Below are 22681 nucleotides of genomic sequence, written 5' to 3' on the forward strand. Positions count from 1 at the left end.
CGGTTCGCCCGGGGTTCAGGCGATAGTGGATGTCGTGACTGCCGTACCTACCCCCCGCTCCGAGGCCGCCGGCTCCGCCCGCACCGGCCGCCTCAGTCTCGCCGTGGCCCTGCTGTCCGGCGCCCTGGGCGCGGCCCTGACCCTGCTCGCCACCCGGCAACAGTGGTCGGAGGGCACCGCGACGGTGGCCGGTGGCGCGTTTCCCCTGACCGCCACGGGCAGCGACATCACCGGTGTCCCGGCCGCCCTCGCCATCGTGGGGCTGGCCGCGCTCGTCGCGGTCTTCGCCGTCCGCCGGGCCGGCCGCCTCGCCGTCGCCGCGCTGCTCGCCCTCTCCGGGGCGGGCACGATCACCGGGGCGCTGCTCGGTGCGTCGGACCGTGCGGCGCTCGACAAGCAGGCGGCACAGGTGTCCGGTGACACGTCGGCGACAGTGGGCGTCCTCAGCCACACGGCCTGGCCGTACGCCGCCGCCGTGGGCGGTGCGCTGCTGCTGGTGGCGGGGCTGCTGGCGCTGCGGTACGGGCGACTGTGGCCGGCGATGTCGGGTCGCTACGAACGGGACGGGGCGGCGGCGCGCCCGCGCCGCAAGGCTCCGCCGGCCGACCCGGACCGGCCGGAGGACCTTTGGAAGGCACTCGACCGGGGCGAGGATCCGACCGGGGCGTAGCGCGTCACGCGGGCAGTCGTGCCGGGCGGCACGGACGGGCGCCGGGGCACCCCCTCCGGGGGAGGCACCCCGCGAACGCCGGGCCGCGCAACGACCCCCGGCCCACCCCGGCGTACGGCGGACCGGTACGTGCGGGACAATGGCGGGGAGCGCCCTGCTCAGACACGTACACAGCAACGAGGAGCATGCAATGGCGGGCAGCAACCACGGTCACACCCCGGCCGCCTGGACCGGTGTCATCATCGCCTTCATCGGTTTCTGCGCCGCGGGCGCGTTCATGGTGATGGACCAGCCCGTGGGCTTCTGGGCGAGCATGGGCGTCGTCCTCCTCGGCGGTGTCGTCGGCACCATCATGCGCTCGATGGGCATGGGCCAGCCGAAGGACGCCCACCCCGTGCACCGGACCACCGGCGACAGCGCGACGGCCGGCGCCCAGGGCTGAGCACCACCGGCACCCCGGGCAGGGGCGGCGGCCCGTACGGCGGAGCCGGAACCGCCCCTGACCCGTGTCCGGGGCACAATGCACCCTGTGAACGCCCCCAGCCCCAGCGTGCCCCGCGGCGGCAGGGCGGCCCGGCTGGCCGTCCCCGCCGGGGTGCTCGCCGCCGTCACCGGAGCCTTCGCCTACGTCGGCGCGGTCGATCCCAACGAACCCGGTCACTATCCCGTCTGCCCGCTGCTGCACCTCACCGGCCTGTACTGCCCCGGCTGCGGAGGTCTGCGCAGTGCGCACGCCGTCGCCCACGGCGACCTCCTGACCGCCCTCCAGGCCAACGGGCCCGCCGTCCTCGGTTACGCGGGCCTCGCCGTGCTGTGGACCGTCTGGGTGGTCCGCGCGGCACGCGGCGGTCCACCCCTGAGGATCGATCCGCCACCGGTGCTGCTGTGGTCCCTGGGAGCGTTGCTGCTGGTCTTCACGGTTGTCCGGAACCTGCCGTTCGGCGGCTGGTTGCATCCTTGATCAAGTGGCGAACGTCCAGGTAGTGGGACCGGCCCTCACCGGATGTGAGGCATACGCCTGCTCCGGATACCATCGCAGTGAGTCAGTGACCAGTGACGTGCGTCAGTGACCACTGACCACCGAAGTCCGACCGCCAGGAAGGGGGCCGCTCGCGTGAGTGTGCTCGACGAGATCATCGACGGAGTCCGTGCCGACCTCGCGGAGCGGCAGGCGCGCGTCAGCCTCGACGAGCTCAAGGAGCGCGCGGCGAAGGCCCCTGCGGCCAAGGATGGCGTGGCCGCCCTGCGCGGCGACGGCGTCAAGGTGATCTGCGAGGTCAAGCGCTCCAGCCCGTCCAAGGGCGCGCTGGCCGCGATCGCCGACCCGGCCGGGCTTGCCGCCGACTACGAGGCGGGTGGCGCCGCCGTCATCTCGGTCCTCACCGAGGAGCGCCGCTTCGGCGGCTCACTGGCCGACCTGGAGGCCGTCCGCGCGCGCGTGGACATCCCGGTGCTGCGCAAGGACTTCATCGTCACGTCGTACCAGCTCTGGGAGGCCCGCGCGTACGGTGCCGACCTGGCGCTGCTGATCGTGGCCGCCCTCGACCAGCCGGCCCTGGAGTCGCTGATCGAACGCGCGGAGTCCATCGGGCTCACCCCGCTCGTCGAGGTCCACGACGAGGACGAGGTGGAGCGCGCGGTCGACGCGGGCGCCAAGGTCATCGGCGTCAACGCGCGCAACCTCAAGACCCTCGAGGTCGACCGCGGCACCTTCGAGCGGGTCGCCCCCGAGATCCCCGCCCACCTGGTGAAGGTGGCCGAGTCCGGCGTCCGCGGCCCGCACGACCTCATCGCCTACGCCAACGCGGGCGCCGACGCCGTGCTGGTCGGCGAGTCCCTGGTCACCGGCAAGGACCCGAGGACGGCCGTCTCCGACCTGGTGGCCGCGGGCGAACACCCCGCCCTCCGCCACGGCCGCGGCTGATCCGCCGGTAGGCTGCCCCCGATGAAGCTCTCCCGCCTCGTACGTGGCTGCAGGCCCCGTGGCTGCCGCGCGCCCGCCCGCCGGGTGCACGGCCGCAGGGTCCGCTACGTGATCGGCGACGAGCCCGGACAGGTGAACGGGCGGCGATGGCAGCTGGCGCGAAGGGGCGCGGGGCTGTACCGAACACGCGACTGGCGTCGCGTGAGCGCGACAGGCCACGACAGGCCCGCAGCGGCCTGACGACCCCCGCCCCACGGCGAACAGTGCCCGACACAACTCACCGTGAGGTACACGCATGCCCAGCACGTTCTTCATCCCCGACCCGGAGGGTCACATCCCGAACGCCGGAGGCTACTTCGGCGCCTTCGGCGGCAAGTTCATCCCCGAGGCCCTCGTCGCGGCGGTCGACGAGGTGGCCGTCGAGTACGACAAGGCCAAGTCCGACCCGGAGTTCGCCCGGGAACTCGACGACCTCCTGGCCCACTACACCGGCCGCCCCTCCGCGCTGACGGAGGTCCCCCGTTTCGCCGAGCACGCCGGCGGAGCCACGGTCTACCTCAAGCGTGAGGACCTGAACCACACCGGCTCGCACAAGATCAACAATGTGCTCGGCCAGGCCCTGCTCACCAAGCGCATGGGCAAGACCCGGGTCATCGCCGAGACCGGCGCCGGCCAGCACGGCGTGGCGACCGCCACCGCCTGTGCCCTGTTCGGCCTCGACTGCACCATCTACATGGGCGAGGTCGACACGCGGCGCCAGGCACTCAACGTGGCCCGGATGCGCATGCTCGGCGCCGAGGTCATCGCGGTGAAGTCCGGCAGCCGTACGCTGAAGGACGCCATCAACGAGGCGTTCCGCGACTGGGTCGCCAACGTCGACCGCACCCACTACCTGTTCGGTACGGTCGCCGGCCCGCATCCCTTCCCGGCGATGGTCCGCGACTTCCACCGCGTCATCGGGGTCGAGGCCCGCCGTCAGCTCCTGGAGCGAGCCGGGCGGCTGCCCGACGCCGCGGTCGCCTGTGTCGGCGGCGGTTCCAACGCCATCGGCCTGTTCCACGCCTTCATCCCGGACACCGGGGTGCGCCTGATCGGCTGCGAGCCGGCCGGCCACGGCATCGAGACCGGAGAGCACGCGGCCACCCTCACCGCGGGCGAGCCCGGCATCCTGCACGGCTCCCGCAGTTACGTCCTCCAGGACGACGAGGGCCAGATCACCGAGCCGTACTCCATCTCGGCCGGCCTCGACTACCCGGGCATCGGACCCGAGCACTCCTACCTCAAGGACAGCGGCCGCGGCGAGTACCGCGCGGTGACCGACGACGCCGCCATGCAGGCACTGCGCCTGTTGTCCCGCACCGAGGGCATCATCCCGGCCATCGAGAGCGCCCACGCGCTGGCCGGCGCCCTGGAGGTCGGCAGGGAGCTGGGCAAGGACGGGCTGATCGTCGTCAACCTGTCCGGTCGCGGCGACAAGGACATGGACACCGCCGCCCGCTACTTCGGGCTGTACGACACCGACGCCGAGGTCGCCGCCGACGCGGCCGGCACCGCCGAGATCGAGGGGGACGCGAAGTGAGCGGGAACGTACGGCTGCTGGACGAGACCCTCGCCGCGGCGCGGTCCGAGGGCCGCTCCGCCCTGATCGCCTACCTCCCGGCAGGGTTCCCGACCGTGGACGGCGGCATCGAGGCGATCAAGGCCGCGCTGGAGGGCGGTGCCGATGTCGTCGAGGTGGGTCTGCCGCACAGCGACCCCGTCCTGGACGGCCCGGTCATCCAGACCGCCGACGACATCGCCCTGCGCGGCGGTGTGAAGATCACCGACGTGATGCGCACGGTCCGCGAGGCGCACGCGGCCACCGGCAAGCCGATCCTCGTGATGACCTACTGGAACCCCATCGACCGCTACGGCGTCGAGCGGTTCACCGCCGAGCTCGCCGAGGCGGGCGGCGCCGGCTGCATCCTGCCCGACCTGCCCGTTCAGGAGTCGGGGCTGTGGCGGGAGCACGCGGAGAAGCACGGGCTCGCCACGGTCTTCGTGGTCGCGCCCAGCAGCAAGGACGAGCGGCTCGCCGAGATCACCGCGGCCGGCAGCGGCTTCGTCTACGCCGCTTCCCTGATGGGCGTCACCGGTACCCGGGAGTCGGTCGGCGCGCAGGCCGAGGAACTGGTCCGGCGCACCCGCGCCACCACCGACCTCCCCGTCTGTGTCGGCCTGGGCGTCTCCAACCCCGCCCAGGCGGCCGAGGTCGCCCGCTTCGCCGACGGTGTGATCGTCGGCTCGGCCTTCGTCAAGCGGATGCTGGACGCCCCCGACGACGCGGCCGGAGTCGCGGCCGTACGGGCGCTCGCAGGCGAGCTCGCCGAGGGCGTGCGCGGGCGGGCCTGACGGCGCGGATCCGCAGGTGGCCAGCGGGGATCCGCAGCCGGCGAGAGATCCGCAGCCAGTCATACGGGTCCCTCGTACGGGTGGACCTGGGACCGGGAAGGCGCTGTGCGCCTTCCCGGTTCGTTCTGCGGGGTGTGAGCGAGAAGAAGCGAGAGGGAAAGCGCACCGCCCGGGAGCGGCTGGCGGTCGAGCGCGAGAAGCAGAGGGCGGCGGACAAGCGACGACGCGCCCTGATCGTGGGCGCGAGCGTGGTCTGTGTCCTGGGGCTCGCGGCGGTGATCGGGGTCGTCGCCGCGAATTCGGGGGGTGACGACACCGAGAGCGACTCGGCGGGCCCGGTCGTGGCGCCCTCGGGCGCCCTCGGCAAGGACGGCACGGCCATCCCGGTCGGGAAACCGGACGCCAAGGCGACGCTCACGGTGTGGGAGGACTTCCGCTGCCCGGCCTGCAAGTCCTTCGAGCAGGTCTACAGCCCCACCATCCACGAGCTGACCGACGCCGGTCAGCTGAAGGTGGAGTACCACCTGGTCACACTGATCGACAACGGCCTGGGCGGCACCGGCTCCCGCAACGCGGCCAACGCCGCCGCCTGCGCCCAGGACGCGGGGAAGTTCACCGCGTACCACGACGTGCTGTTCGAGAACCAGCCGATGGAGAGCGACGACGCCTTCGCCGACAAGGACAAGCTGATCGACCTGGCCGGCAAGGTCGAGGGACTCGACACCCCGGCCTTCCGCGGCTGCGTCGAGGACGGCACGCACAACGGCTGGGTCGCCAAGTCCCACGAGGCGTTCCAGAGCGGCGGCTTCAGCGGCACGCCGACGGTGCTCTTCGACGGCAAGAACATCTACGCGGACCGCTCGATGACCCCGGAGAAGTTCCAGCAGATGGTCGAGGAGGCGAACAAGGGGTAGCGCCGATTTCCCGGGGAACTCCGGTGTTCCTGTTATGGAGCCGTTGCCGGGCCGCCCGCCGCGCGCCCGGTCCGGCACGGTAGCGTCGACCTTGCCATGGAACTTGCCTACATTCCCAGCCCGTCGAGCGGGGTGCTGTACATCGGCCCCGTTCCGCTGCGCGGCTACGCGTTCTGCATCATCATCGGCGTCTTCGTTGCGGTCTGGCTCGGCAACAAGCGCTGGATCGCCCGGGGCGGACGGTCCGGCACGGTGGCCGACATCGCTGTCTGGGCCGTGCCCTTCGGCCTGATCGGCGGCCGGCTCTACCACGTGATCACGGACTACCAGCTGTACTTCAGCGAGGGCCGTGACTGGGTGGACGCCTTCAAGATCTGGGAGGGCGGCCTCGGTATCTGGGGCGCGATCGCCCTCGGAGCGCTGGGCGCCTGGATCGGGTGCCGCCGCCGGGGCATCGCACTGCCCGCCTACGCCGACGCCATCGCGCCGGGTATCGCCCTCGCGCAGGCGATCGGCCGCTGGGGCAACTGGTTCAACCAGGAGCTGTACGGGCGGGCGACCGATCTGCCGTGGGCGGTCGAGATCACCTCCTCGTCCGACGGGCGGGTCCCGGGCACATACCACCCGACGTTCCTGTACGAGTCCCTGTGGTGCGTCGGTGTGGCGCTGCTGGTGATCTGGGCGGACCGGCGCTTCAAGCTCGGGCACGGGCGGGCGTTCGCGCTGTATGTCGCCGCGTACTGTGCGGGGCGGTTCTGGATCGAGTACATGCGGGTCGACGAGGCGCACGAGATCCTCGGTCTGCGGCTGAACAACTGGACCTCGGTTCTGGTGTTCCTGCTGGCGGTGCTGTACATCGTGCTGTCTGCGCGGAAGCGGCCGGGGCGGGAGGACGTGGTCGAGCCGGGTGTCTCCGACGGGTCGGCCGAGGATGCTTCGTCTGTTGAGGGCGGTGGGTCTTCCGAGGAGCCCGGTTCCTCGGAGAGCTCCGACTCCGACTCCGACTCCGGCTCCGAGTCCTCCGGCTCCGGCTCCGACTCCGAGTCCGAGGACTCCAAGGACGGGGCTGGGTCGGCGAAGAAGGGCTGACTGTCTGTTGTACGAGGTCGAGGGCGCTCGGGGTTTTCCGGGCGCCCTCGGTGTGTGTGGGGCGGGGGTGCGGCGCAGCCCGGCGCCTACGGGGTGCCGTCGCGCCCACCCGTGCCGCCCTGCGGCACGACTGCCCGCGGAAGCGCGGGGGCGCGGGAGGCGGGAGCGCGGAAGGCGGGGGTGCGGGAGCGCGAGGGGTGCGGGGGCGTGGATGGCGGGGCGCGGAAGCGCGGGGGTGCGGGAGTGCGCGAGGCACAGGGTGCGGGAGTGCGCGAGGCACAGGGTGCGGGGGAGCGGGTGTGTGTGGGGGGGGGGGGGGGGTGGGGGTGGGTCAGGGTTTGGGGGTGAGGCTTAGGGTGCGGTGGGCTGTGGTGACTACCGCCGCGTCGATGAAGGTGCCGTCGGGGAGGGCCTGGGCGCCCTGGGTCATGGCTGCCGCCTTGATCACGGTCTCCGCCTGCTCGATCTCCTGCTCCGTGGGCAGGTAGGCCCGTTCGATGACCGGGAGCTGACGGGGGTGGATCGCGGCGCGGCCCAGGAAGCCCAGGGCGCGGCCCCGGGCACAGGAGGCCCGCAGGCCGTCCAGGTCGCGGGTGTCCGGGTGGACGGACTGGGCGGGCGGGGGCAGGCCCGCCGCCCGCGCGGCGACGACCACCCGGGAACGGGAGTAGTCGAGGCCCACGTCGTCGCGTACCCCCAGATCGGCACGGAGGTCCGCCTCCCCGATGGTGATACCGCGCAGGGACGGATGGGCGGTGGCCACCGCGTGGGCGCGCTCGATGCCGAGGGCCGTTTCCAGGAGGGCGTACAGGGGCGGCGTACCACCGCGGGCGGACACCACCTGGTGAGCGACGCGTACGACGTCGGACGGGGACGACACCTTGGGCAGCCGCAGACCGGACAGACCGGGTGCCGGGGCGACGGCCGCGAGGTCGGCACGCGCCCAGGGGCCGGACAGGGCGTTGACGCGGACGTGGACCGGGACCGGCTGGTGGTCGCGCAGCAACTCGGCGGTGGCCGACCGGGCGTAGGCCTTGCGGTCGGGCGCGACCGCGTCCTCCAGGTCGATCACCACGACATCGGCCCCCGAGGTCAGCGCCTTCGCGACCACGGTGGGACGGTCTCCGGGGACGTACAGCCAGGTCAGCGGGAAGCGCCTCACAGGGCACCCTCCGTGCGCAGCCGCGCGAGGTCGTCGGTGGTGAGACCCAGCTCGGTCAGGACCGCCTCGGTGTCCGCACCGTGCGGGCGGCCCGCCCAGCGGATCGCGCCCGGGGTGGCGGAGAGCCGGAAGAGGACGTTCTGCATGCGCAGCGGGCCCAGCTCGGGATCGTCGACCGTGGTGATGGTGTCCAGGGCCTGGTACTGGGGGTCGGTCATGACGTCCCGTACGTCCTGGACGGGGGCGACGGCGGCCTCCGCCTTCTCGAAGGCCGCCAGGACGTCGGTGCGGGTGTGCCGGGCGATCCAGCCGCCGACCGCCTCGTCCAGGATGTCCGCGTGCCGGGCCCGGTCCTCGCCGGTGGCGAACCAGGGTTCGTCGATCAGATCCGGGCGGCCCACCAGCACCATCACGCGCTCGGCGATCGACTGGGCCGAGGTGGACACGGCGACCCAGGTGCCGTCGGCGGTCAGGTAGGTGCCGCGCGGGGCGTTGTTCCGGGAGCGGTTGCCGGTGCGGGGCTGGACGTGGCCGAGCTGGTCGTACCAGGTGGGCTGCGGGCCGAGCACGGTCAGGATCGGCTCGATCAGGGCCAGGTCGACGACCTGGCCCTCGCCGGTACGGTCACGGGCGGCGAGAGCGGTCATGATCGCGTACGCCGTGGTCAGGCCCGCGATGGAGTCCGCCAGACCGAACGGCGGCAGCGTCGGCGGGCTGTCCGGCTCACCGGTGATCGCCGCGAAGCCGCTCATCGCCTCGGCGAGGGTGCCGAAGCCCGGACGGTGCGCGTACGGGCCGAACTGGCCGAAGCCGGTGACCCGGGCCAGGACCAGACGGGGGTTGACGGCGGACAGTTCGGGCCAGCCCAGGTCCCACTTCTCGAGGGTGCCGGGACGGAAGTTCTCGATGACGACGTCGGCGGTCTCCGCCAGGCGCAGGAGGGTGGCCCGGCCGCCGGGGGTGGACAGGTCCAGAGTGATGGCGCGTTTGTTGCGGCCGAGCATCTTCCACCACAGGCCGATGCCGTTCTTCGACGGGCCGTGGCCGCGGGAGGGGTCCGGTTTCCTCGGATGCTCGACCTTGACGACCTCCGCGCCGAAGTCGCCGAGCAGGGTCGCGGCGAGTGGGCCGGCGAAGAGCGTGGCGAGGTCCAGGACGCGCAGGCCGGTCAGTGGGGGTTCGGTGGACGTCATGGGCGGGAGGCCTCCAGATGGGTCAGTCGGGCCAGGGTGTCGAAGCCGGAGCCGTCGAGGCCGCCGACGGAGGTGGCCAGGCGGTTCTTCAGCGGGGCCGTCCAGCGTTCGGGGAGGGCGTCGGGGGTGCCGGCGAGGAGGCCGGCGATGCCGCCGGCCGTCGCGCCGTTGGAGTCGGTGTCCCAACCGCCCGACACCGCACGGCAGATGGAACCGGTGAAGTCGCCTCGGGCGTGGGTGAGGGCGGCGGCGATCAGGGCGGTGTTGGGGACAGCGTGCACCCAGTGGTGGGTGGCGGCGTGGGTGCGGTGGAGGAGATCGACGACGGTGGTGAAGTCGGCGTGATCGTGGGCCAGTCCGATGGCCTGCCGGACGGCCCGGGCGAGGCGGGAGCGGGGCGGGACGACGGTGAGGCCGGTGCGCAGGCACGCGTGGATGTCGTGGTCGCCGGTGGCGGCGGTGGCGATGACGGCGGCGGTGAACATCGCGGCGTAGACGCCGTTCCCGGTGTGGGTGAGCGTCGCGTCGCGATGGGCCTGCTCGGCGGCAGCGGCCGGGTCACCGGGGTTGGTCCAGCCGTGCATGTCCGCGCGGATCAGAGCACCGATCCATTCGCGGAAGGGGTTGTGGTGGCGGGCGGTCAGCGGGGGTTCCAGGCCGCTGAGGAGGTTGCGGTAGGCGACGCGTTCGGCGGTGAAGGTCCGGCCGGCGGGGAGTTCGTCCAGCCAGACGCGGGCCACGTCGGTGGTGGTGAATCCGCGGCCGTGCCGCTGCAGGAGGAGCAGGGCGAGAAGGGGGTAGTTGAGGTCGTCGTCCTCGGGCATGCCGTCGATGTTCTCGGCGAGGGAGGTCGACGCGGAGCGGCGGTTCCAGGGGTGGCGGGCGAGAAGGTCGCCGGGGACGCCGCGGGCTGTGAAATAGGTGGTCAGGGGCCAGTTGCCGACGGCCCGGGCCAGATTCCGGATGGCGGTGAGGGGGAGTTTCTCCACCGGTTTGCCGAGGAGGCAGCCGACCGCTCGGCCCAGCCAGGCGGCTTCCAGGCGGGCGGGGGACACCGGGCGGGGGTGAGGCGGGCGGTCCGGCGCACGCGGGGTGCCGCCGTGCCCGGCCTCCCCCGTACGGCCGTCCGCGGCGAGCGGCCAGTCGGGGCACAGGGACTTGATGGCGGGGAGGTCGGTCGGTTCGTGTTCCGTCAGGGGGCTGGGGAGGTCGGCGAGTTCGTCGAGGAGGCCGGTGGCCAGGAGACGGAGGCGGGGGGAGGCCGGGGTGGGGGAGGCGCCCGCGGTCAGGGGGGCCTCGGGGCCGCCCGCCGCACGCCAGCGGGCGGCGACGGCCGTGGGTGCGCGGCCGTCCTGGGACGCCTGGCGCAGTTCGTGGCCGATCAGGTCCTCCGGCTGGACCCAGGTCAGTCGGAGCAACCCGGGCCTCCCAGTTCCGCGACGGCCCGTTCGTGGGCGCGGCGGCGCTCCACGTCACGCGCGAAGATCTCACGGGTCACCCCGGCCAGCGTGACCGCCGGTGCCCACAGGTCGAGGCGGCTGGCGTCCGCCACCGTCTTGGACCAGTCCTCGGGGACGGGCGAGCCGAGGGCACCGGTCACGGCGCCGGCCATCGTGGCGATGGAGTCGCAGTCGCGGCCGTAGTTCACGGCGCCCAGCACCGCGTGCCGGAAGTCGCCCCGGGCCACCACCACCATGCCGAGCGCGACCGGGAGTTCCTCGATGGCGTGCAGCCGCGACGGGCGACGCGCCCCCAGGGAGGGGGAGCGGTAGTCGGGGCCCACGGTGTCGTACGGGGCCACCGCCTCCCGCAGCGGACGCAGCGCCGACTCGAAGTCCGTGTGCCGGGCCGCCTCTTCGCAGACCCGCTCGATCGCCTCCCGGGTGCCGTCCTTCGCCAGGGACAGACACGCGGCTACCACCGAGTCCGCCGTCGCGCCCGGCGCGCACGCCGCCGCGACGGCCGCCGCGAAGACGCCCGCCGCCTCCCTGCCGTACGACGACTGGTGGGCACCCGCGACGTCCAGCGCCTCGGCGTAGGCGGCGGCGGGGTGGGCGGCGTTGACCAGTCCGGCCGGGGCCATGTACATCGCGGCCCCGCAGTTGACGATGTTGCCGGTGCCGGCCTCGCGCGGGTCGACGTGACCGTAGTGCAGTCGGGCCACCAGCCACTTCTCGGCGAGGAAGATCCGGTGCAGCGGGATCGTCTCCGCCTCCAGTTCCGGGATCCAGCGCGGGTTCGTCATCAGGTCCGGGACCAGGTGGTCGGCGACGGCGTAGGCGTCCAGATGGTCGCGGACCGTCGCGTACACCCGGATCAGCGCGTGGGTCATCAGGGTGTCGTCGGTGATGTGGCCGTCACCCTTGTGGTACGGGGCGATCGGGCGGGCGGTGCGCCAGGCGTCGCCGTTCCACGGGCCGACGACGCCGTGGACGCGCCCGCCGTGGCGCTCGACGATCTGCTCGGGGGAGTACCCCTCGACCGGCCCGCCGAGGGCATCGCCGACCGCCGCTCCGACGAGTGCGCCGGTGATCCGCTCGTCCAGGGACGGACCCCGGGGGGTGATGTGTGCTTTTTCGCGCGTCATGCCCGCATCATCCCTCCGTCGGGGCCGGGTACGCGGCTGCCAGCAGTCCGGCGAGTTCCACCAGGTCGGTGCCGGTGAGCCGGGGGAGCACGCAGCCGGAGAGGGTGCGGCAGCTGTCCCGCCACGACGCGGGGACCGCCGCGCCGCCGCCCAGTGCGCCGGTGAGGGCGCCGACGAGCGCCGGGGCGGAGTCCGCGACCCGGGACAGGCAGGCCGCCGCCGGGACCGCCTCGGCGATCCTGCCGTGGGCGGCGGTGGTGAGCGCGAGGGCGACGGGGACGGTCTCGGCGGCCGCGATGCCGTAGCTGTAGACGTGGTCGACGATCTGGTGCTCGAGCGGTGGGACGAGGGCGAAGGCGCTGTCGGCGTCCGCCGCGAGCTTCAGCGCGTACCGGGCGTTGCGGCCGATCTCCGTGTCCTCGGGCAGTTCGGCGCAGGCGGCGCGCACGCAGGTGTGCGGGTCCGCGCCGGTCAGAGCCAGCGCGACGGCGGCGGCCATGGCGCGGGCGCCGCGCACGCCGTCACCGTCCTGGGTGTAGCGGGCGTCGAACTCGGCGAGGTCCGCGGCGGCACGCGGATCGCCGGGGTGCGCCACGGCCAGCACACAGGCCCGTACGCAGGCCGCGTCGTCGAAGTAGTGCGGATTGTCGTGGCCGGTGGCGGGCGGGCGCAGGCCGGTGGCGAGGTTGCCGAGGCCGGCGCGGACGGAGATGCGGGCCCGCAGGGGGAGCACGGCGGACTCGGTCTCGGGGGCGCGGTGCGCTGCCGCGGCGATCTCGGCGGCCACGGTGTTCCAGGTCAGGTCGATGGCCGCGCGGGTGCGGCGTTCGCGGCTGAGGTCGCCGAAGGCGGTGTCGTCACCGGCCCGGAGCACGGCTTCCGCGGCGAAGGCCGCCCATTCGGCGTCGTCGGAGGGGCCGAGGCGGAGGGGTTCGGAGGGCTGGTTGAGGGCGATGGGGACGGGGAGGGTGGTCGTCGCGTTCTGCTCGGCGAAGGTGTCGAGCTCGCGGGTGAGGCGTCTGGTCCACTCCGGCATGCGTGCGGCGCGGTGGCGGGCGGCGGGCCAGCCGGCGGCGTCGCCTGCGGCCAGGCCTAGGAGGAGGCCTTCCACCTGCGGTCGCTGGGTGAGGGTAACGGCCTCGGCTTCGCCTTCGGCCCGGGTGTTCCCACCCGCACCACCCGTGCGGGTTTCGAGGTCGGGTGCGGGTGGCCCCTGTGGGGGCTGATCACCGTCGGCGGGTGCGGGTGCGGGTGCGGGTGCGGGTGCGGGTGGGGGTTGTGGGGTGGTGGTGGGTGTGGTCATGAGGGGGGCTCCGGGGTCAGGAGGTCCGCGATGGTCAGGACGTGGTGGCCCGCCATGGCGGGCAGGCAGGTGCCCCGGGCCGGGGTGATGGCCGCCGCCCAGGGCGGGGGGACGGCGTCGATGCCCTGGGTGGCGCCCGCCAGTGCACCCGCCACCGCCGCCGTCGTGTCGGCGTCGCGGCCCATGTTGACGGCCGTGAGCACCGCCCGCTCGAAGTCCCCGTCGGCCGCTGCGTACGCGCCGAAGGCGAGGGCGACCGCCTCGGGGGCCAGGTCGGTCCACGGGTAGCCGCCGATCACCACCGCCGCGCGGACCGCGCGTTCGCCGAGGTGGGCCGCCGTCACGGCGCGGCGCAGTGAGCGGGCGGTCCAGGAGTCCTCCGGCACCACGGCCAGGGCCGAGGCCACCACCGCGACCACCGGCGCCCCGGCCATGGCGGCCGCCACGCCCGCCGCGACCGCCTGGCCGCCGTAGATGCCCTCGCCGTCGTGGCTGACCGATCCGTCGATCGCCGCCAGCCGGGCCGCCTCGTCGGGACGGCCCGCCGCGAACACCCCGTGCGGCGCCGCCCGCATCGCCAGCCCGTCGCTCCAGGCGTGCCGGTGCTGGGCCGAGATGGGTGCCGCCAGCCCCCGGCGCAGGTTTTCCAGCGTGCCGCGCTCGCTGAAGCCGGCGCCCCGGAAAGGGCCCTCGGAGCGGTCCGCGATCCACTCGTGCCAGGCCGCTTCGACGTGCGCCGGGGTGAGCGCGGAGCCGTGCCGGGCCAGCAGCAGTCCGGAGAAGATCGCGTACTCGGTGTCGTCCGTGCCGGCCGGGCGGTCGGTGACGTAGCCCGTGATGCGGCCCCACTTCGCGCGGATCTCGGAGGGCTTCATGTTCTCCGCCGGGGCGCCCAGCGCGTCGCCGACGGCCAGGCCGAGCAGCGCGCCGCGCGCCCGTTCACGACGCCCGAGGGCCTCCCCGGGCGCCGGGGGCGAGGGGATGCGGGCGGTCGATACCATCGCGGCTCTCCTCTCAGGCGCGGCCCCGAGAGGGGCGCGGAGCCCTTTGCGGAACTGTCCCCGGTGTGGTGTCCGCCACAGCATCGGCGGCCTCAGCGTCACCCGGTCGACATCTGTGCGTCCATCTACGCAAACGAGCAGAAGGCGCAAAACCGCAGGTTAGCCCAGCCTTTCCTTGCTGGCGGGAGGCGATGTGGAGGCGTACATTGAGTGCCGTCGAAGAATAGAATGTGTCCAAAGAGGAAGCTGTGGGGGACAGGCATGGCCATCATCGATACCGAGGCGGCGCTGCACGAGGCGCACCGCGACAACCACACGCACCGGGATGTGAACGGCGGCTGGCTGCGCCCCGCGGTGTTCGGCGCGATGGACGGACTGGTCTCCAACCTGGCCCTGATCACCGGTGTCGCCGCCAGCGCGGTGAGTCAGCAGACCGTCGTCCTCACCGGCCTCGCAGGACTTGCCGCCGGCGCCTTCTCCATGGCGGCCGGCGAGTACACCTCCGTCGCCTCCCAGCGTGAGCTGGTCGAGGCCGAGCTGGCCGTCGAGCGGCGTGAGCTGCGCAAGCACCCGAAGGACGAGGAGGCCGAACTGGCCGCCCTCTACCAGACCCGCGGCGTCGACGCCGACCTGGCCCGCGAGGTCGCCCGGCAGCTGTCCAAGGACCCCGAGCAGGCCCTGGAGATCCACGCCCGCGAGGAGCTCGGCATCGACCCCGGCGACCTGCCCTCGCCGACCGTGGCCGCCGTGTCGAGCTTCGGCTCCTTCGCGCTGGGCGCACTGCTGCCCGTACTGCCGTATCTGCTCGGTGCGGGCAGTCTGTGGCCGGCCGTGCTGCTGGCGCTGCTCGGTCTCTTCCTGTGCGGCGCGGTGGTGGCCAAGGTGACGGCGCGCAGCTGGTGGTACAGCGGTCTGCGGCAGTTGGCGCTGGGCGGTGCGGCGGCCGGTGTGACGTACGCCCTGGGCGCGGCGTTCGGAACGACCCTAGGATAGTCCTCCTCTCGTCCGGTGCGGAGGGCCGCACCAGTAGTTCGTAACCTGCTGGTTTCGGCGGCATGACCACTGGGCATGAGCCGTAAGCGCTGTGGGCAATGAGGCCGACAACGTGCCCTGCGGGGCGGGCGCAGCAGCCTTTTCCCGCCACCGACCGACGGACACCGATCTGTCCGGCCCGGTCCTCATGGCTTTCGCCGTCAGGCGCGGAACCCCCGCCGCGTCCCGTCCGGTGTCCACGTGATGGAACGTGACATCCCGGTTTCCGGGAACCGCGCCATCATGTAACCTGCACCAGCTTTTGCTCCACGCAGAGGGCCAACGTCGTCCCTCGGCACTTCACATGCCACATGACGACGACGGGAGAGCCGATGCGTACGCCGCGCCAGCCGTCCCAGCATTCTCCGAGCGACCGCCCGAACTGGTCGTTCATGGATGCTCGCCCTGCCGCGCAGGGTATGTACGACCCCCGCGACGAGCACGACGCCTGCGGCGTCGGTTTCGTCGCCACCCTTACCGGCGAGGCGTCCCACACCCTGGTCGAGCAGGCCCTCACCGTTCTGCGCAACCTCGAGCACCGCGGCGCCACCGGCTCCGAGCCGGACTCCGGCGACGGCGCGGGAATCCTCTCCCAGGTGCCGGACGCCTTCTTCCGCGAGGTGGCCGGATTCGACCTGCCCGAGGCAGGCGGCTACGCCGTCGGTATCGCCTTCCTCCCGGAGGACGGCCTCGACGCGGCCGTCGCCCGGATCGAGGAGATCGCCGCCGCGGAGGAGCTGACCGTCCTCGGCTGGCGCGAGGTGCCGGTCGCGCCCCAGCTGCTCGGCGCCACCGCCCGTTCGACCATGCCGGTCTTCCGGCAGGTCTTCGTCACCGCGGGCGAGAGCCGGGGCATCGAGCTCGACCGCAAGGCGTTCGTGCTGCGCAAGCGCGCCGAGCGCGAGGCGGGCGTCTACTTCCCCTCCCTCTCGGCCCGCACCATCGTCTACAAGGGCATGCTGACCACCGGCCAGCTCGAGCCCTTCTTCCCCGACCTGTCCGACCGCCGCTTCGGCTCCGCGATCGCACTGGTGCATTCCCGGTTCTCCACGAACACCTTCCCGTCGTGGCCGCTCGCGCACCCGTACCGTTTCGTCGCGCACAACGGTGAGATCAACACCGTCAAGGGCAACCGCAACTGGATGCGCGCCCGCGAGTCCCAGCTCGCCTCGCGGCTGTTCGGCCCCGCGCAGGCGGACCTGGAGCGGATCTTCCCGATCTGCACCCCCGACGCCTCCGACTCGGCGTCCTTCGACGAGGTCCTCGAACTGCTGCACCTGGGCGGCCGCTCCCTGCCGCACTCCGTGCTCATGATGATCCCGGAGGCGTGGGAGAACCACGACTCGATGGACCCGGCCCGGCGCGCCTTCTACCAGTACCACTCCACGATGATGGAGCCCTGGGACGGCCCCGCCTGCGTCACCTTCACCGACGGCACCCAGGTCGGCGCCGTACTCGACCGCAACGGACTGCGTCCCGGCCGCTACTGGGTCACCGACGACGGTCTGGTCGTCCTCGGCTCCGAGGTCGGCGTGCTGGACATCGACCCGGCGAAGGTCGTCCGCAAGGGCCGCCTCCAGCCCGGCCGGATGTTCCTCGTCGACACCGCCGAGCACCGCATCATCGAGGACGACGAGATCAAGGCCGCCCTCGCCGCCGAGCACCCCTACGCGGAGTGGCTCGAAGCCGGTGAGATCGAGCTGTCCGACCTGCCCGAGCGTGAGCACATCGTGCACACCCACGCCTCGGTCACCCGCCGCCAGCAGACCTTCGGCTACACCGAGGAGGAGCTGCGCATCCTCCTCGCGCCGATGGCCAAGGCCGGCGCCGAGCCGATCGGCTCGATGGGCACCGACTCGCCGATCGCCGCGCTGAGCGAGCGCCCGCGGCTGCTCTTCGACTACTTCACCCAGCTGTTCGCCCAGGTCACCAACCCGCCGCTGGACGCGATCCGCGAGGAACTGGTCACCTCCCTGCGCTCCTCGCTGGGCCCGCAGGGCAACCTGCTCGAGCCGACCGCCGCGGCCTGCCGCAGTGTCACGCTGCTCTTCCCGGTGATCGACAACGACGAGCTGGCCAAGCTCATCCATGTCAACGCCGACGGCGACATGCCCGGCTTCAAGGCCGCAACCCTCTCCGGCCTGTACCGGGTCTCCGGCGGCGGCGACGCCCTCGCCGACCGCATCGAGGCGATCTGCGCCGAGGCCGACGCCGCCATCGAGAACGGCGCCCGCCTCATCGTTTTGTCCGACCGTCACTCGGACGCCGAGCACGCGCCGATCCCGTCGCTGCTGCTCACCTCGGCCGTCCATCACCACCTCATCCGCACCAAGCAGCGCACCCAGGTGGGCCTGCTGGTCGAGGCCGGTGACGTCCGAGAGGTCCACCACGTCGCGCTGCTCATCGGGTTCGGCGCCGCCGCCGTCAACCCGTACCTGGCGATGGAGTCCGTCGAGGACCTGGTCCGCGCGGGCACCTTCCTGCCCGGCATGGAGCCCGAGCAGGCCCTCCGCAACCTGATCCACGCCCTCGGCAAGGGCGTTCTGAAGGTCATGTCCAAGATGGGCATCTCCACGGTCGCCTCCTACCGCGGCGCCCAGGTCTTCGAGGCCGTCGGCCTGGCGGACGACTTCGTCGAGAAGTACTTCGACGGCACCGCCACCAAGATCGGCGGCGTCGGCATCGACGTCATCGCCAAGGAGGTCGCCGCCCGCCACGCCAAGGCCTACCCCGCCTCCGGCATCGCCTCCGCGCACCGTGCCCTGGACATCGGCGGCGAGTACCAGTGGCGCCGCGAGGGCGAGCCGCACCTGTTCGACCCGGAGACGGTCTTCCGCCTCCAGCACTCCACGCGCTCCGGCCGCTACGACATCTTCAAGAAGTACACCGCGCGCGTGAACGAGCAGTCCGAGCGGCTGATGACGCTCCGCGGGCTCTTCGGCTTCGACTCCGGCCGGGGACCGATCCCCCTGGAGGAGGTCGAGCCGGTCAGCGAGATCGTCAAGCGGTTCTCCACCGGCGCCATGTCGTACGGCTCCATCTCCCAGGAGGCGCACGAGACCCTCGCCGTCGCCATGAACCAGCTGGGCGGCAAGTCCAACACCGGTGAGGGCGGCGAGGACCCCGAGCGGCTGTACGACCCGGCCCGCCGGTCCGCCATCAAGCAGGTCGCCTCCGGCCGTTTCGGCGTGACCTCCGAATACCTGGTCAACGCCGACGACATCCAGATCAAGATGGCCCAGGGCGCCAAGCCCGGCGAGGGCGGCCAGCTGCCCGGCCACAAGGTCTACCCCTGGGTGGCCAAGACCCGGCACAGCACTCCCGGCGTCGGCCTCATCTCCCCGCCGCCGCACCACGACATCTACTCCATCGAGGACCTCGCCCAGCTGATCCACGACCTGAAGAACGCCAACCCCCAGGCGCGCATTCACGTCAAGCTGGTCTCCGAGGTCGGTGTCGGCACGGTCGCCGCCGGTGTCTCCAAGGCCCACGCGGACGTCGTGCTGATCTCCGGTCACGACGGCGGTACGGGCGCCTCCCCGCTCACCTCGCTGAAGCACGCCGGCGGTCCGTGGGAGCTCGGCCTCGCCGAGACCCAGCAGACCCTGCTGCTCAACGGCCTGCGCGACCGGATCGTCGTACAGACCGACGGCCAGCTCAAGACCGGCCGTGACGTGGTCATCGCCGCGCTGCTCGGCGCCGAGGAGTTCGGCTTCGCCACCGCCCCGCTGGTCGTCTCCGGCTGCGTCATGATGCGCGTCTGCCACCTCGACACCTGCCCGGTCGGCATCGCCACCCAGAATCCCGTCCTGCGGGACCGGTTCTCCGGCAAGGCCGAGTACATCGTGAACTTCTTCCGGTTCATCGCCGAAGAGGTCCGCGAACTCCTCGCCGAGCTGGGCTTCCGGTCCATCGAGGAGGCCGTCGGCCACGCCGAGGTCCTCGACGTGACCCGCGCGGTGAACCACTGGAAGGCGCAGGGCCTGGAGCTGGAGCCGCTGTTCCACGTTCCCGAACTGCCCGAGGGCGCCGTCCGTCACCAGGTCGTCACCCAGGACCACGGCCTGGAGAAGGCGCTCGACAACGAGCTGATCAAGCTCGCCGCCGACGCGCTGTCCGCGGCCGGTGCCGAGGACGCCCAGCCGGTGCGCGCCCGGGTCGCCATCCGCAACATCAACCGCACGGTCGGCACCATGCTCGGCCACGAGGTGACGAAGAAGTTCGGCGGTGCGGGCCTCCCCGACGACACCATCGACATCACCTTCACCGGCAGCGCCGGCCAGTCCTTCGGCGCCTTCCTCCCGCGCGGCGTCACGCTGCGTCTGGAGGGCGACGCCAACGACTACGTCGGCAAGGGCCTGTCCGGCGGCCGGATCGTGGTCCGCCCGGACCGCGGCGCCGACCACCTCGCCGAGTACTCCACCATCGCCGGCAACACGATCGCGTACGGCGCGACCGGCGGTGAGCTGTTCCTGCGCGGTCGTACGGGCGAGCGGTTCTGCGTCCGCAACTCCGGCGCGCTGGTCGTCTCCGAGGGCGTGGGCGACCACGGTTGCGAGTACATGACCGGCGGCCACGCGGTCGTCCTCGGCCGGACCGGGCGCAACTTCGCGGCCGGCATGTCCGGGGGCATCGCCTACGTCATCGACCTCGACCGGGACAACGTCAACGCCGGCAACCTGGACGCCGTACAGGCGCTGGACGACAGCGACAGGCAGTGGCTGCACGACGTGGTCCGCAGGCACCGGGAGGAGACGGGTTCCACCGTCGCCGAGAAGCTGCTCGCCGAGTGGGACACGGCCGTGGAGAGGTTCAGCAAGATCATCCCCAGCACGTACAAGTCAGTGCTCGCCGCCAAGGACGCCGCCGAGCGGGCCGGTCTGACCGAGACCGAGATCACCGAGAAGATGATGGAGGCGGCGATCAATGGCTGATCCGAAGGGCTTTCTGAACCACGGCCGCGAGGTCGCCAGGTCCCGTCCGGTCGAGGAGCGCACCAAGGACTGGAACGAGGTCTACGTCCCCGGCTCCCTGCTGCCGATCATCAGCACGCAGGCCAGCCGCTGCATGGACTGCGGCATCCCGTTCTGTCACAACGGCTGCCCGCTCGGGAACCTCATCCCCGAGTGGAACGACTTCGCCTACCGGGAGGACTGGGGCGCCGCCTCCGAGCGGCTGCACGCCACCAACAACTTCCCGGAGTTCACCGGCCGGCTGTGCCCCGCCCCGTGCGAGTCCGCCTGTGTGCTCGGCATCAACCAGCCGCCGGTCACCATCAAGAACGTCGAGGTCTCGATCATCGACAAGGCGTGGGAGACCGGGGACGTCGCCCCGCGGATCCCCGAGCGCCTCTCCGGCAAGACCGTCGCGGTCGTCGGCTCGGGACCCGCGGGACTGGCCGCCGCCCAGCAGCTGACCCGGGCCGGCCACACGGTCGCCGTCTACGAGCGGGCCGACCGCATCGGCGGCCTGCTCCGCTACGGCATCCCCGAGTTCAAGATGGAGAAGCGGCACATCAACCGCCGTATCGAGCAGATGCGCGCGGAGGGCACCAAGTTCCGTACGGGCATCGAGATCGGCCGCGACATGCCGGCGACGGCGCTGCGCAAGCGGTACGACGCCGTGGTCCTCGCCGTCGGGGCGACGACCGCGCGCGACCTGCCGGTGCCCGGCCGGGAGCTCAAGGGCATCCACCAGGCCATGGAGTACCTGCCGCTGGCCAACAAGGTGCAGGAGGGCGACTACGTCGCCCCGCCGATCTCCGCCGAGGGCAAGCACGTCGTCGTCATCGGCGGCGGCGACACCGGCGCCGACTGCGTGGGCACCGCCCACCGCCAGGGCGCCGCGTCCGTCACCCAGCTGGAGATCATGCCGCGCCCGGGCGAGGAGCGGGACCCGGTCTCCCAGCCCTGGCCGACGTTCCCCATGCTCTACAAGGTGACGTCCGCCCACGAGGAGGGCGGTGAGCGGGTCTACTCGGTCTCCACCACCCACTTCGAGGGCGACGAGGACGGCAACGTCCAGTGGCTGCACATGAGCGAGGTCGAGTTCGTCGACGGCAGGCTGACGTCGAAGCCGGGCACCGAGCGGAAGATCCCGGCCCAGCTGGTCACCCTCGCCATGGGCTTCACCGGCACCGACCGGGACAACGGCCTGGTGGACCAGTTCGGCCTGGAGCTCGACGAACGGGGTAACATCGCCCGCGACGACGACTTCCAGACCAACGTGCCCGGAGTGTTCGTCGCCGGTGACGCCGGCCGCGGCCAGTCGCTCATCGTGTGGGCCATCGCCGAAGGCCGCTCCGCCGCCCGCGGCTGCGACCGCGCCCTCACCGGGGCGAGCGAGCTGCCGGCCCCGATCCGCCCGACGGACCGCTCGCTGATGGTCTGACGAAGCGGTACCCACAGGACCTGACGGTCCCTCATGTACGTCCCGTACAAAGGCGTACGGGCGGGATATCTGAGGGGGACACCCCCCCAGACCCCCCGAGAAGGCGCCTGCCCGCCCGTCCCCGACCGGACAACAGGGCAGGTGCCTTCACACGTCCGGGCTCACGCCACCTTGTAGGGCATCCCGTACATCTCCCACTCCAGCGGGGTGTCGAGGTCCAGGTTGCCCGCGTCGAGGAAACGGCGCTGGGCGGTGTCGACCCGGCTGGTGTCGTGCCCGGGGTGCAGTTCGCCCATGGCCTCGCGGCGCACGTCCAGGAACGCCGCCAGGTACTTCTCCTCGTCACCGCCCGCGGCGGGGGTGTCCGCCCGCCGCATCGCCGCCGCGCGGATGCCGCCGAAGCTCGTGGGACCGTCACCGGGGCCGTGGTAGACGATCGCGTCGTAGTAGATGAACTGCCCCAGCGCCGACAGGCCGTCGCGCTCGCCCCGCCGCACCGCCGGGTCGAAGTACTCCTCGTCCCGCTTGGCGTCCTGTGCGGCCCGGAACTCCGGCCGCTTCGCCTCCGCCTTCCAGGCGGCCCTGAAACCCGGGTCCAGGCCCTCGTGCGAGTCCGTGCCGTCGACCTCGCGCAGCGCGGGCAGATAACGGGCCAGACCGTTGTTTGGATGGTCCTCGGTGTACTCCTCGACGAGGGTCAGCAGATCGTGCGTACCGGTGCAGAAGCCGATGATGCCCGCGGTGTAGCCCTGTCCGTCGTCGATGTCCTCGATGTAGCCATAGGCGCTGCGCCAGTCGAGCGTGCCGTTCTCGGCACTGGCGACTATGCGCTGCGCGATCTCCTTCTTGGCGGGACTGGCCAGCCCCGCCGCCTCCTCGTTCCCGGAGGCGGACGAGCAGCCCGCCGCCGCGAGCGCGACGACGACGGACAGGGCCGTGAGCAGGGCACGTTTCATGGGGCAAGCGTACGGAGGAGACGGTGCCGGCCGCGCCGCCGTTCGCCGCCGCGGTCCGCCCGTTCACCG

At 72.4% G+C, this 22681-nt stretch carries 19 protein-coding genes; 12 read left to right on the forward strand and 7 right to left on the reverse strand.

From position 1 onward, the window contains the following. The first annotated feature begins 25 nt into the window (after positions 1–25). The 9 genes from ACIF9R_RS04625 (at position 26) to lgt (ending at position 6988) form a co-directional block, all read left to right on the forward strand. The gene (locus tag ACIF9R_RS04625) at positions 26–670 is read left to right on the forward strand and encodes a TIGR02234 family membrane protein (RefSeq protein ID WP_399974280.1); all 645 of its coding nucleotides are present in this window, start codon (positions 26–28) and stop codon (positions 668–670) included. A 190-nt stretch (positions 671–860) separates the two neighbouring features. Further along, positions 861–1112 carry an HGxxPAAW family protein gene (locus tag ACIF9R_RS04630; RefSeq protein WP_399974283.1) on the forward strand — a complete coding sequence of 84 codons (252 nt, stop codon included), beginning with the start codon at positions 861–863 and terminating at the stop codon, positions 1110–1112. Between the two features lie 78 nt (positions 1113–1190). Then, positions 1191–1631, forward strand: coding sequence for a DUF2752 domain-containing protein (locus tag ACIF9R_RS04635; RefSeq protein ID WP_399974286.1), 441 nt, complete (start codon positions 1191–1193; stop codon positions 1629–1631). 153 nt (positions 1632–1784) lie between these two features. Then, positions 1785–2594 carry an indole-3-glycerol phosphate synthase TrpC gene (gene trpC, locus ACIF9R_RS04640; protein WP_399974288.1) on the forward strand — a complete coding sequence of 270 codons (810 nt, stop codon included), beginning with the start codon at positions 1785–1787 and terminating at the stop codon, positions 2592–2594. A gap of 21 nt (positions 2595–2615) precedes the next feature. Beyond that, complete coding sequence (gene trpM / locus ACIF9R_RS04645) at positions 2616–2834, forward strand: tryptophan biosynthesis modulator TrpM (protein WP_399974291.1); 219 nt, start codon at positions 2616–2618, stop codon at positions 2832–2834. A 55-nt stretch (positions 2835–2889) separates the two neighbouring features. After that, on the forward strand, positions 2890–4173 hold the full coding sequence (gene trpB / locus ACIF9R_RS04650; RefSeq protein ID WP_399974294.1) for a tryptophan synthase subunit beta: 1284 nt from the start codon (positions 2890–2892) through the stop codon (positions 4171–4173). After that, on the forward strand, positions 4170–4985 hold the full coding sequence (gene trpA, locus ACIF9R_RS04655; protein WP_399974297.1) for a tryptophan synthase subunit alpha: 816 nt from the start codon (positions 4170–4172) through the stop codon (positions 4983–4985). The genes trpB and trpA overlap by 4 nt, the downstream gene beginning before the upstream one ends. A 134-nt stretch (positions 4986–5119) precedes the next feature. Next, positions 5120–5899, forward strand: coding sequence for a DsbA family protein (locus ACIF9R_RS04660; RefSeq protein ID WP_399974299.1), 780 nt, complete (start codon positions 5120–5122; stop codon positions 5897–5899). Positions 5900–5995: 96 nt separating this feature from the next. Then, positions 5996–6988 carry a prolipoprotein diacylglyceryl transferase gene (gene lgt / locus ACIF9R_RS04665; RefSeq protein ID WP_399974301.1) on the forward strand — a complete coding sequence of 331 codons (993 nt, stop codon included), beginning with the start codon at positions 5996–5998 and terminating at the stop codon, positions 6986–6988. 331 nt (positions 6989–7319) lie between these two features. On the opposite strand, the gene ACIF9R_RS04670 is transcribed toward lgt, so the two are convergent. From ACIF9R_RS04670 to ACIF9R_RS04695, 6 genes are read right to left on the reverse strand one after another with little or no spacing between them, the layout of a single operon-like run. Next, positions 7320–8150, reverse strand: a complete 831-nt coding sequence (locus ACIF9R_RS04670) for an HpcH/HpaI aldolase/citrate lyase family protein (protein WP_399974304.1) — start codon at positions 8148–8150, stop codon at positions 7320–7322. Continuing rightward, complete coding sequence (locus ACIF9R_RS04675) at positions 8147–9343, reverse strand: CaiB/BaiF CoA transferase family protein (RefSeq protein WP_399974306.1); 1197 nt, start codon at positions 9341–9343, stop codon at positions 8147–8149. Before ACIF9R_RS04675 ends, ACIF9R_RS04670 begins: the two co-directional genes overlap by 4 nt. Then, positions 9340–10761, reverse strand: coding sequence for an ADP-ribosylglycohydrolase family protein (locus ACIF9R_RS04680; protein WP_399974309.1), 1422 nt, complete (start codon positions 10759–10761; stop codon positions 9340–9342). The genes ACIF9R_RS04675 and ACIF9R_RS04680 overlap by 4 nt, the downstream gene beginning before the upstream one ends. Continuing rightward, a complete protein-coding gene (locus ACIF9R_RS04685; RefSeq protein WP_399974311.1) occupies positions 10749–11930 on the reverse strand; it encodes an ADP-ribosylglycohydrolase family protein in 1182 nt (393 codons plus the stop codon). The genes ACIF9R_RS04680 and ACIF9R_RS04685 overlap by 13 nt, the downstream gene beginning before the upstream one ends. 7 nt (positions 11931–11937) lie before the next feature. Then, on the reverse strand, positions 11938–13233 hold the full coding sequence (locus ACIF9R_RS04690) for an ADP-ribosylglycohydrolase family protein (RefSeq protein ID WP_399974314.1): 1296 nt from the start codon (positions 13231–13233) through the stop codon (positions 11938–11940). Then, entirely contained in the window at positions 13230–14234 is a 1005-nt protein-coding gene (locus tag ACIF9R_RS04695) for an ADP-ribosylglycohydrolase family protein (RefSeq protein ID WP_399974317.1), read from the reverse strand. The genes ACIF9R_RS04690 and ACIF9R_RS04695 overlap by 4 nt, the downstream gene beginning before the upstream one ends. 261 nt (positions 14235–14495) lie before the next feature. On the opposite strand from ACIF9R_RS04695, the gene ACIF9R_RS04700 reads away from it, so the two are divergent. The 3 genes from ACIF9R_RS04700 (at position 14496) to ACIF9R_RS04710 (ending at position 21656) form a co-directional block, all read left to right on the forward strand. Then, a complete protein-coding gene (locus ACIF9R_RS04700) occupies positions 14496–15227 on the forward strand; it encodes a VIT1/CCC1 transporter family protein (RefSeq protein WP_399974320.1) in 732 nt (243 codons plus the stop codon). Between the two features lie 371 nt (positions 15228–15598). Beyond that, entirely contained in the window at positions 15599–20200 is a 4602-nt protein-coding gene (gltB, locus tag ACIF9R_RS04705) for a glutamate synthase large subunit (protein WP_399974936.1), read from the forward strand. Continuing rightward, entirely contained in the window at positions 20193–21656 is a 1464-nt protein-coding gene (locus ACIF9R_RS04710) for a glutamate synthase subunit beta (RefSeq protein ID WP_399974323.1), read from the forward strand. Before gltB ends, ACIF9R_RS04710 begins: the two co-directional genes overlap by 8 nt. A 161-nt stretch (positions 21657–21817) precedes the next feature. Here the strand turns inward: ACIF9R_RS04710 and ACIF9R_RS04715 are convergent, their stop codons facing one another. Continuing rightward, positions 21818–22612 carry a chitosanase gene (locus ACIF9R_RS04715; protein WP_399974325.1) on the reverse strand — a complete coding sequence of 265 codons (795 nt, stop codon included), beginning with the start codon at positions 22610–22612 and terminating at the stop codon, positions 21818–21820. Between the last annotated feature and the right edge of the window lie 69 nt (positions 22613–22681).

Origin of the sequence: Streptomyces sp. NPDC086080, assembly GCF_044540255.1 — a bacterium.
Lineage (GTDB): Bacteria > Actinomycetota > Actinomycetes > Streptomycetales > Streptomycetaceae > Streptomyces.

What these genes read in the sequence shown, in the direction of transcription:
- ACIF9R_RS04695 (WP_399974317.1), bottom strand. Translation starts at nt 14,234, where the DNA reads ATGGTATCGACCGCCCGCATCCCCTCGCCCCCGGCGCCCGGGGAGGCC.
- ACIF9R_RS04635 (WP_399974286.1), top strand. Translation starts at nt 1,191, where the DNA reads ATGCACCCTGTGAACGCCCCCAGCCCCAGCGTGCCCCGCGGCGGCAGG.
- ACIF9R_RS04710 (WP_399974323.1), top strand. Translation starts at nt 20,193, where the DNA reads ATGGCTGATCCGAAGGGCTTTCTGAACCACGGCCGCGAGGTCGCCAGG.
- ACIF9R_RS04675 (WP_399974306.1), bottom strand. Translation starts at nt 9,343, where the DNA reads ATGACGTCCACCGAACCCCCACTGACCGGCCTGCGCGTCCTGGACCTC.
- trpM (WP_399974291.1), top strand. Translation starts at nt 2,616, where the DNA reads ATGAAGCTCTCCCGCCTCGTACGTGGCTGCAGGCCCCGTGGCTGCCGC.
- ACIF9R_RS04630 (WP_399974283.1), top strand. Translation starts at nt 861, where the DNA reads ATGGCGGGCAGCAACCACGGTCACACCCCGGCCGCCTGGACCGGTGTC.
- ACIF9R_RS04690 (WP_399974314.1), bottom strand. Translation starts at nt 13,233, where the DNA reads ATGACCACACCCACCACCACCCCACAACCCCCACCCGCACCCGCACCC.
- ACIF9R_RS04700 (WP_399974320.1), top strand. Translation starts at nt 14,496, where the DNA reads ATGGCCATCATCGATACCGAGGCGGCGCTGCACGAGGCGCACCGCGAC.
- ACIF9R_RS04685 (WP_399974311.1), bottom strand. Translation starts at nt 11,930, where the DNA reads ATGACGCGCGAAAAAGCACACATCACCCCCCGGGGTCCGTCCCTGGAC.
- gltB (WP_399974936.1), top strand. Translation starts at nt 15,599, where the DNA reads ATGCGTACGCCGCGCCAGCCGTCCCAGCATTCTCCGAGCGACCGCCCG.
- lgt (WP_399974301.1), top strand. Translation starts at nt 5,996, where the DNA reads ATGGAACTTGCCTACATTCCCAGCCCGTCGAGCGGGGTGCTGTACATC.
- trpB (WP_399974294.1), top strand. Translation starts at nt 2,890, where the DNA reads ATGCCCAGCACGTTCTTCATCCCCGACCCGGAGGGTCACATCCCGAAC.
- ACIF9R_RS04715 (WP_399974325.1), bottom strand. Translation starts at nt 22,612, where the DNA reads ATGAAACGTGCCCTGCTCACGGCCCTGTCCGTCGTCGTCGCGCTCGCG.